Origin of the sequence: Plantactinospora siamensis, assembly GCF_042434095.1 — a bacterium.
Taxonomy (GTDB): Bacteria; Actinomycetota; Actinomycetes; order Mycobacteriales; family Micromonosporaceae; genus KBS50.
Genome location: NZ_JBHLUE010000004.1, coordinates 889878 through 898217 on the forward strand (window position 1 = coordinate 889878; position 8340 = coordinate 898217).

The 8340-nt window shown below is 74.9% G+C and carries 7 protein-coding genes; 3 read left to right on the forward strand and 4 right to left on the reverse strand.

Annotation, left to right across the window (positions count from 1 at the left end; all coding sequences use genetic code 11):
* Window positions 1-21 precede the first annotated feature (21 nt).
* The gene (locus tag ACFFHU_RS08965; RefSeq protein WP_377337234.1) at window positions 22-1287 is read right to left on the reverse strand and encodes a hypothetical protein; all 1266 of its coding nucleotides are present in this window, start codon (window positions 1285-1287) and stop codon (window positions 22-24) included.
* A gap of 95 nt (window positions 1288-1382) precedes the next feature.
* Here ACFFHU_RS08965 and cofD point away from each other — a divergent pair, with 95 nt between their 5' ends.
* Both cofD and ACFFHU_RS08975 read left to right on the forward strand, forming a co-directional pair.
* Window positions 1383-2330 (forward strand): 2-phospho-L-lactate transferase, encoded by a 948-nt coding sequence (gene cofD / locus ACFFHU_RS08970; RefSeq protein ID WP_377337235.1) that lies wholly within the window; start codon window positions 1383-1385, stop codon window positions 2328-2330.
* The gene (locus tag ACFFHU_RS08975) at window positions 2327-3409 is read left to right on the forward strand and encodes a coenzyme F420-0:L-glutamate ligase (RefSeq protein WP_377337236.1); all 1083 of its coding nucleotides are present in this window, start codon (window positions 2327-2329) and stop codon (window positions 3407-3409) included. The genes cofD and ACFFHU_RS08975 overlap by 4 nt, the downstream gene beginning before the upstream one ends.
* Before the next feature lie 69 nt (window positions 3410-3478).
* Here ACFFHU_RS08975 and ACFFHU_RS08980 read toward each other — a convergent pair whose 3' ends face one another.
* The 3 genes from ACFFHU_RS08980 to ACFFHU_RS08990 form a co-directional block, all read right to left on the reverse strand.
* Window positions 3479-4498, reverse strand: a complete 1020-nt coding sequence (locus ACFFHU_RS08980; protein WP_377337237.1) for a winged helix-turn-helix domain-containing protein — start codon at window positions 4496-4498, stop codon at window positions 3479-3481.
* A gap of 298 nt (window positions 4499-4796) precedes the next feature.
* Window positions 4797-5897 (reverse strand): mannose-1-phosphate guanylyltransferase, encoded by a 1101-nt coding sequence (locus ACFFHU_RS08985; RefSeq protein WP_377337238.1) that lies wholly within the window; start codon window positions 5895-5897, stop codon window positions 4797-4799.
* Between the two features lie 79 nt (window positions 5898-5976).
* Window positions 5977-7122 (reverse strand): glycosyltransferase family 4 protein, encoded by a 1146-nt coding sequence (locus ACFFHU_RS08990; protein ID WP_377337239.1) that lies wholly within the window; start codon window positions 7120-7122, stop codon window positions 5977-5979.
* A 318-nt stretch (window positions 7123-7440) separates the two neighbouring features.
* On the opposite strand from ACFFHU_RS08990, the gene ACFFHU_RS08995 reads away from it, so the two are divergent.
* The gene (locus ACFFHU_RS08995) at window positions 7441-8133 is read left to right on the forward strand and encodes a TIGR03089 family protein (RefSeq protein WP_377337240.1); all 693 of its coding nucleotides are present in this window, start codon (window positions 7441-7443) and stop codon (window positions 8131-8133) included.
* Window positions 8134-8340 lie beyond the last annotated feature (207 nt).

The window sequence follows — 8340 nt, forward strand, 5'->3', positions numbered from 1 at the left end:
GCGCCCGGATGTCTCAGCGGCTCACTGCGGGCCGGCGTCCCGATCGGGCCGCTGAGCGCCCCGGTCCGACGGGATGATCATCTGCGTGGCGTCGTTGTTACCGGGTTCTCCCGGATTGGCCGCGGGCGGGATCACCATGGTGCGGTCCGCGTCACGCTCCGCGGCACCGGCCGCGCCGGACCGCTCCGCCGGGGAAGCTTCCGCGCCGGACCGCTCCGACCGGGGCGATTCGGCGCCGGTCCGATCCGGCCGGGGCGCTTCCGCGCCGGAGCGCTCCACTCCGGACGGTCCGGCACCCGACGGCGCCGGCGACCCGGACGGCACCGCCGAGCCGTGCCCCGGCTCGCCGGCCGGGCTCGATGACATACTCCGCGCCGGCTCCGCCGGGCCCGGCAGCACCTCGGTGCGGTCCGCCTCGGGCTCGGCGGCGGGCCGGGGAATGACCTGGGTGCGTTCCGCCGATCCCGTCCCCGGCTGCGACGCCGGGTCACCGGCGCCGAACGCCGGCGGGGCGGACGTCGGTGCCGGCTGTCCCGGGACCGGCCGGCCGGCCGGACCGCCCGGCTGCCCGAATTCGCCCAGCTGGCCGGATCCACCCGGCTGGCCGAACCCATCCGGTTGGCCCGGACCGCCCGGTTGGCCGAACCCGCTCGGATCGCCGGGCTGACCGAACCCGCCCGGACCCCCGGGCTGGCCGAACCCGGCCGGACCCCCGGGCTGGCCGAACCCGCCCGGACCGCCCGGAGCGGCCGGACCGCCCGGCTGGGGCCGTCCGTACAGGCCCGGCTCACGCTTGGCCCGGGGCGTGTAGTAGAGCGTGCGCCAGACGCGGAAGACCGCGAGGGCGGCCACCGCGAAGATGGCCAGGAACGCGATCCGGGTCAGGAAACCGGTGAAGACGCCCCGGATCATCCCGTTGGCCAGGCTCCCGATCAGCCAGCCGAAGAAGGACACCACGCCGAAGAACGCCGAGAACGCGTACTCGCCGACCGCCGCCTGGGTGATCAGCCTGGCCCGGCCCACCACGGGTGTGATGTGCGTCGCGAGCAGCACGGCCAGCAACGGCAGCACGATCGCGGTGATCCCCATGAAGTCGAAGAATCCGCTGGCCGCTCGGCTGGTGAACCGCGGCCCGTTGTCGGCCGGGATCAGCAGGTCGAGCAGCGCGACGAGGAGCAGCAGGGCGTTCGCACCGACCAGGACGAGCGCGGCGAGCTCGCGCAGTGGCCTGGTCAGCTGGCTGGCCGTGGGCGCCGACTGGGGCGTCTGGCCGGGCTGGCTGGTCACGGATCCTCCATCGGGTGGGTGGGCCTGGCGACGGTGAGCCTAGTCTCCCGGCCCGACAACCGCCGGACGGAAGCCGGTGCGCAAGGATGGTCGGTATGCAGATCGTGGTACTGGCGGGCGGCATCGGCGGGGCCCGATTCCTGGCCGGCGTCCGGGCGTACGCGCGGGGAGCCGGCGCACAGGTCACGGCCGTGGTGAACGTCGGCGACGACATCCGGCTGCACGGCCTGCGGATCTGCCCCGATCTGGACAGCGTGATGTATCACCTGGGCGGCGCGGCGGATCCGGAGCGGGGCTGGGGCCGGGCCGGTGAGACCTGGGCGGTCAAGGACGAGCTCGCGGCGTACGGCGCCGAGCCCACCTGGTTCGGGCTGGGCGATCGGGACATCGCCACCCACCTGGTCCGGACCACGATGCTGGACGCCGGTTACCCGCTCTCGGCGGTCACCGAGGCGCTCTGCGCGCGCTGGCAGCCCGGCGTACGGCTGCTGCCGGCCACCGACGACCGGATGGAGACGCACGTCGTGGTCGACCTCGACGGCGAGCGCCGGGCCGTCCACTTCCAGGAGTGGTGGGTACGCTACCGCGGCGACCTGCCCACGCACCGGTTCGTCTTCGTCGGCGCCGAGTCGGCGAAGCCGGCGGCGGGGGTGCTCAAGGCGATCGGCTCGGCCGACGCGGTCCTGGTGGCGCCGAGCAACCCGGTGGTGAGCATCGCGCCGATCCTCGCCGTACCGGAAATTCGGGACGCCCTGGTCGGCGGCCCGGCGCCCGTGGTCGGCGTCGCTCCGATCATCGGCGGCCGGCCGGTACGCGGGATGGCGGACCGCTGCCTGGCCGCGCTCGACGTGCCGTGCACGGCCGAGGCGGTCGGTGGCATGTACGGCGCCCGCTCGGGTAGCGGCATCCTCGACGGGTGGCTGGTGGACGACACCGACGCGGGCGCCGAGGTGCCGGGCGTCCGGGTCGGTTCGGCGCCGCTCTGGATGACGGACGAGAAGGCGACGGCCGAGATGGCGCGTGCGGCGTTGGAGTTGATGTGAAGATGGAGATCCTGCCGGTCCTCGGCATCGGGGAGGTCGCCGAGGGCGATGACCTGGCCGAGCTGATCGCGCACGCCGCACCCTGGTTGCGGGACGGGGACGTCCTGGTGGTGACCAGCAAGATCGTCTCAAAGGCCGAGGGGCGGCTGGTCGACGTACCGGTGGCGGAGCCGGACCGGTCGGCGGCGCGCGAGGAGGTCCTCGCGGCCGAGACCGCCCGGGTGGTGGCCCGGCGCGGCGCCACCCGGATCGTGCAGACCCACCACGGCTTCGTGATGGCCTCCGCCGGGATCGATGCCTCCAATGTGGACCCCAAGCGGCTGGTGCTGCTGCCCAAGGATCCGGACGCGTCGGCCCGGTCGCTGCGAGCCGCGCTGCGGGAGCGGCACGGCGCCGACGTGGCCGTGATCGTCTCGGACACCATGGGGCGGCCCTGGCGCAACGGCCTGACCGACGTGGCGCTCGGCGCCGCCGGCATCGGCGCGGTGCGCGACCACCGGGGGGCGGTCGACCCGTACGGCAACCAGCTCAGCATCACCCAGATGGCCGTGGTGGACGAGCTGGCGGGCGCCGGCGAGCTGGTCAAGGGCAAGATCGACCAGGTGCCGGTGGCGGTGGTCCGGGGCTATCTGTCCCGCCCCGAGCCGACCGACGGCGCGGGGGCGGCCGCCCTGGTCCGGGACGCCGAGCTGGATCTGTTCGCGCTCGGCACGGCCGAGGCCCGCGCGGACGGCCTGCGCGCCGCGGCCATCCTGCCGGAGTCGGCCGGCGCACCGGACGGCCCGGACCCGACCGCGGTGCGCCGGGCGATCGCCGCGGTGGCCGGGGTGGTGGCGCCCGGCACGGAGCTCGAGCCGGTCACCGACCCGGTCGTACGCGCCGAACTGGCCGGCGCCGTTCCGGGCTGGCCGGCGGAGGCCACGGCCGCGATCGTGGCCACCCTGCGCGGCGAGCCGACCGCGGCCACCCTGGTGAGGTTCGGCGCCGACCTGCACCGGCTGCGCGCCGCGCTGGCGGCCGAGGGCCTCGGCTCGACCCTCCTGCTCCCCCCCGACGGCCCGGCCCTGCTGGCACTCTGAGCCGAAAGGAAGGGCCCCTTCTTATCGCTTTCTGTATAGGCGGGGCCCCTTGTTAACGGCTCGGGCGAGTCACTGGCGCAGCATGGCCCGGCCCAGCGGGGTGAGGGTGTGCAGCACGGTGTTGCGGTCCCGGTGGCTGACCAGCAGCCCGGCGTTGCGCAGCACCGAGGCGTGCTGGCTGGCCGCGGCCGGCGAGATGCGCAGCCGGCGCGCCACCTCCCCGGTCGAGCACCCCTCGTCGATCACCGCAAGCACGCTGGCCCGGGTGCGGCCGAGCAGGGCGGCGAGGGCCTCCCGGCCGCCGGCGCCGGCCATGGCCGGGTCCACCCCGCCGGCCGCGCCCGGCCCGGCCGGCGGGACGAGCCCACCGAGCCGGTCCACCGGGTAGACCAGCACCGGCGGCAGGGTGGGGTCGAGCAGCGCCACCGGCGCCCGCGAGCAGAAGAAGGACGGCACCAGCAGCAGGCCGCGGCCGCGCAGGTGCAGCTCCCGGTCCGCCGGATAGTCCGGCACCTCCAGCACGCCGGGCCGCCACCGGGCCACCGGGCGCAGGCTCTCCAGCAGCGCGTCCGTGCCGCCATCGAGGAGCGCCCGCGCCCGCCGGCCCCGGTCGGCCTCGACCGCGGAGGCCACCCGGGGCCAGTACGGGGTGATGGCCAGCGCCCGGTAGTGCTCCATCGATGCGGTGAGCTGGCGCAGCGCCTCCGGCTCGCCCCGGGCCAGCGCGGTGGCCGGACTGGGCAGCCGGTTGTCGGCGGCCAGCACGGTGAGGTCCCGGTGCAGCCGCGGCACCGGTGTGGAGCGGACCGCGTCGAGTCCCGCCTCCACGCTCTGCCGACTCTCCTGCGGGGTGAGGAAGTCGGGAAAGTATCCGCGCGGCGGGTTGAGCGCGAACAGCAGCCGGAACCGGGCGGCCGCCCGATCCCGGCGGAGCCCCTCGGTGACCTCCCGCCGCCAGCTGACCACGGCCGGGTCGGGGTTGCGGCTCTGCAACAGGTGCAGGCTGAGCACCAGCTCCCAGAGCGGGTCGGCGGCAGCCGCGACCCGGGTGCGGGCGACGTCTTCGCTGGAGAAGTGGATTCTCAGCACCGAACGCTCCTGGCGGTCGTGGGGCTCCTTACCCGACGGCACCTCGCACTGTACCGAACCGCAACTTTCCATCCATGTTTCAGCGAGGACTGAAAAACCTCGACGTGCCGCCGAGCCAGCCGGCATGCTCGCTGTGCCGCGGTCGGGGGTTCGCGGAGAACTGGGGAGGTGCACCGCCGCGGGCGGCCGCCACGAGGGTCCACGGACCGTTTCCGTGGAGGTGGCCGCCCGCCTGGTGCGGTCGGACGGCGACCCCGGAGTCCGTGCTCACCTCCGCCACACCCGGCTCCGGCTGCGCTCAGACGAGCCCGTCCTCGCCGCGGTCCTTCAGGTCGTCGACCAGCTTCTTCACGTCCTGCGCCCGGTCCCGCGGGCACACCAGCACGGCGTCCTCGGTGTCCACCACGATCAGGTCGTGCACCCCGAGGGCCGCGACGAGCCGCCCGGACCGGGGTACGACGATCATCCCCGTGCTGTCCCGCAGCAGCACGCCCGGCTTCTCGGCCACCGTGTCCGCGCCCAGCACCACGTTGCGCGAGTCGTCGGCCGGCAGCACGTCGCCGAGGGTGTGGAAGTCGCCCACGTCGGTCCAGCCGAAGTCACCGGAGACGGTCGCCACCTTGCCGGCCGCCGCCGCCCCCTCCATCACCGCGTAGTCCACCGAGATCTTGGGCAGCGTCGGCCACACCGCGCCCAGCACCTCGTCCTGCCGGTCGGTGCCCCAGGCGCCGGCGATGGACATGATCCCGTCGTGCAGCTCGGGCTGCTGCCGGGCCAGCTCGGCCAGGAAGGCGTCCACCCGCCAGACGAACATGCCGGCGTTCCACAGGTGCCGCCCGGACACCACGTATGTCTCGGCCACCGCGGCGACAGGCTTCTCCTTGAACTCCGCCACCCGGCGCAGCGGGCCGCCGTCCAGCGGCTCGCCGCACTCGAGGTAGCCGTAGCCGGTCTCCGGGCGGCTCGGCCGGATCCCCACGGTCATCAGCAGGCCCCGCTCGGCGCCCAAGACCGCCGCCCGGATCGTGTCGGCGAACCGGTCCGGCTGCACCACCAGGTGATCCGCGGCGAACGAGCCCATCACCCCGGCCGGGTCACGGCGGGCGATCACGGCGGCCGCCAGCGCGACGGCGGCACACGAGTCCCGCGGCGAGGGCTCGACCAGGATGTTCTGCTCCGGCAGCGTGGGCAGTTGGCGGGCCACGGCGGCCGCGTGCGCCACCCCGGTCACCACCATGCTCCGCTCCGGCTCGGCCAGCGGGGCCAGCCGTTCGGCCGTCACCTGCAGCAGCGAGGCCTCGGTGCCGGTCAGCGGATGCAGGAACTTGGGGTGCCCCGCCCGGGACAGCGGCCAGAGCCGGGTACCGGTCCCGCCGGCGAGGATGACTGCGTAGAGCATCCGCCCATCATGCCGGACGGTGTCCCGCCGCAAGGCCCCGACGCCCCTCGCCGAGCGCGGCGGGCGGCCGCCGGACCCGTCAGGAACGCACCCGGCTCCACGCGGCCACGTGCACCTCGGCGCTGGACTCCCAGGTGAACTCCTTGGCCCGGTCGAAGCCGGCCTTGGCCAGGGTGAGCCGGCGCGGCTCGTCGTCGAGCAGGGCGGCCAGGTCGGCCCCGATCTGCTCGGGCGCCTCGCTCGTGTAGGCAACCGCGTCGCCGCCGACCTCGGGCAGCGACAGCCGCGGCGTGGTGAGCACCGGCGCCGCGCAGGCCATGGCCTCCAGGATCGGCAGGCCGAAACCCTCGCCGTACGACGGGTACGCCGCGACCAGCGCACCGCCGAGGAAGCCGGGCAGGTCGGCGTACCGCAGGTAGCCGGGGCGGAGCAGCCGCAGGTGGGCCGGCACCTCGGCCACGGCCCGGTCGATCTCGTCGTCGTGCCCCTGACCACCGGCGATCACCAGGGCCGGCGGCTTCTCCCGGTCGGCCACCGCCAGCACCCAGCCGCGGATGAGGTTGGGCACGTTCTTCCGCGGCTCCTTGGCGCCGAGGAACGCCACGTAGCTGCCGCCGCCCAGGCCAAGCCGGGCGCGTACCCGGGCCTTCTCCTCCTCGGTCGGCGCGTGGAAGGCCGCGTGGTCGACGCCGTGGTAGGCCACGTCGATCCGGGTGGGGTCGGCGTCGAGCAGCCGGATGAGCTCGTCCCGGGTCGCCTTGCTGGGCACGATCACCCGGTCGGCCCGGCGGAGCGAGGTCTTGATCGCGCTGCGGAAGAACGTCCGGCGCGATTTGTCGTAATGCTCCGGCTCGGTGAAGAAGGTGGCGTCGTGCACGGTCACCGTCACCGGAGAACCGGCCCGCAGCGGGCAGGTGTAGAACGGCGAGTGCAGGACGTCCGCCCCCACCTGCTGGGCCAGCAGCGGCAGTCCGGTCTGCTCCCAGGCCAGCCGGGCCGGACGGTGCGCCACCGCCGCCGGCGCCGGCAGCACCTCGGCCTCGGGCAGCATCCGCGCGTACCGCTCGGCGTCGGTCCGCAGGCTCACCACCGCCAGCTCGACGGCCGACCGCGGGGTCCGACCAAGGGCGCCCAACAGCCCGTCGACATATCTGCCCACCCCGCCCCGGTCGGCGGGGACGCTCGTGGCGTCGATGAGGACACGCGGTGGTCGACCGGCGGTCACGGGGCAACTCCTCGGTGGCGGACTTCTATGTGCTCACGGCCGGCGAGGGGGGCTCCGCAGCGCCGGGCGTCGACTGTGGGCAACGACACTGGGCCAAGCCTACGCCGGACGTCCCGCCGGCCGCCGACCGCGACCCGACAGCTGGCGCGTCCATCACCTGACGCAAATAGCTCCGTGACTGAGCGCGTAAGGAAGGGCCCCTTGTTATCGCTTCTGGTATAGGAAGGGCCCCTTGTTATCGCGTACGACGGGATCCACGCCGACCCGCGCGGCGCCGCCGGCCGCGGTCGGCCGCCGGCGGCCGGTATCGTTCGCGCGGTGGCCGACAACCCCGCCCAGATCCTCGCCGCGGCCGTCGCGGCCGACCCCGCCCGCCCGCTGCTGACCTGGTACGACGATGTCACCGGCGAGCGCACCGAGCTGTCCGGCGCGACGCTGGCCAACTGGGTGGCCAAGACCGCCAATCTGCTGGTCGACGACGCCGGGCTGGCGCCGGGAGACCGGGCCGCCGCGCTGCTGCCGCCGCACTGGCAGACCGCGGCAGTGCTGTTCGGCTGCTGGTCGGCGGGGGTGCCGGTGATCGTCGGGCCGCCGGAGCCGGTCGAGGTGCTCTTCGCCGCGGCCGACCGGCTCAGCGAGGCCGCCGACTGGCCGGCCGGGGACCGGTACGCCCTGGCCCTGGCGCCGCTGGCCGCCCCGCTGCGCGAGGTCCCCGCCGGCTTCGCCGACTACGTGCTCGAGGTGCGCGGCCAGGGTGACCACTTCACCCCGCCGCCCGGGGCCGGCGCGCCGGACGCCCAGCTGACCGAGCGGGCCACCGAACGGGCGGCCGCGCTGGGGCTCACCGCCGGCGACCGGGTGCTGGTCGACGCCGACCGGCACCCCGACCCGGTGGACTGGCTGCTGGCCCCGCTGGCCGCCGGGGCCAGCGTGGTGCTCTGCGCCGGCCTCGACCCGGCCCGGCGGGACGCCCGGCTGACCACCGAGCGGGTCACCCGGATCCTCGACTGAGCGGCAGCGCCACCCGATGCGCCCGGCGCGCGCGACGCACCCGGCGCGCCCGGCGCGACACAGCTGTTAATAGGGGGCCCTTCCTATACAAAAAGCGGGTCTACTGACGTTGTCGTGGGTTCATGGTCGTCCGGGTAGGGGTGGGCAGAGGCCTCCTCGGCGGAGCATGGCCATGGTGATGAGGGCTTGTGGGTTGTGGTAGCCGTA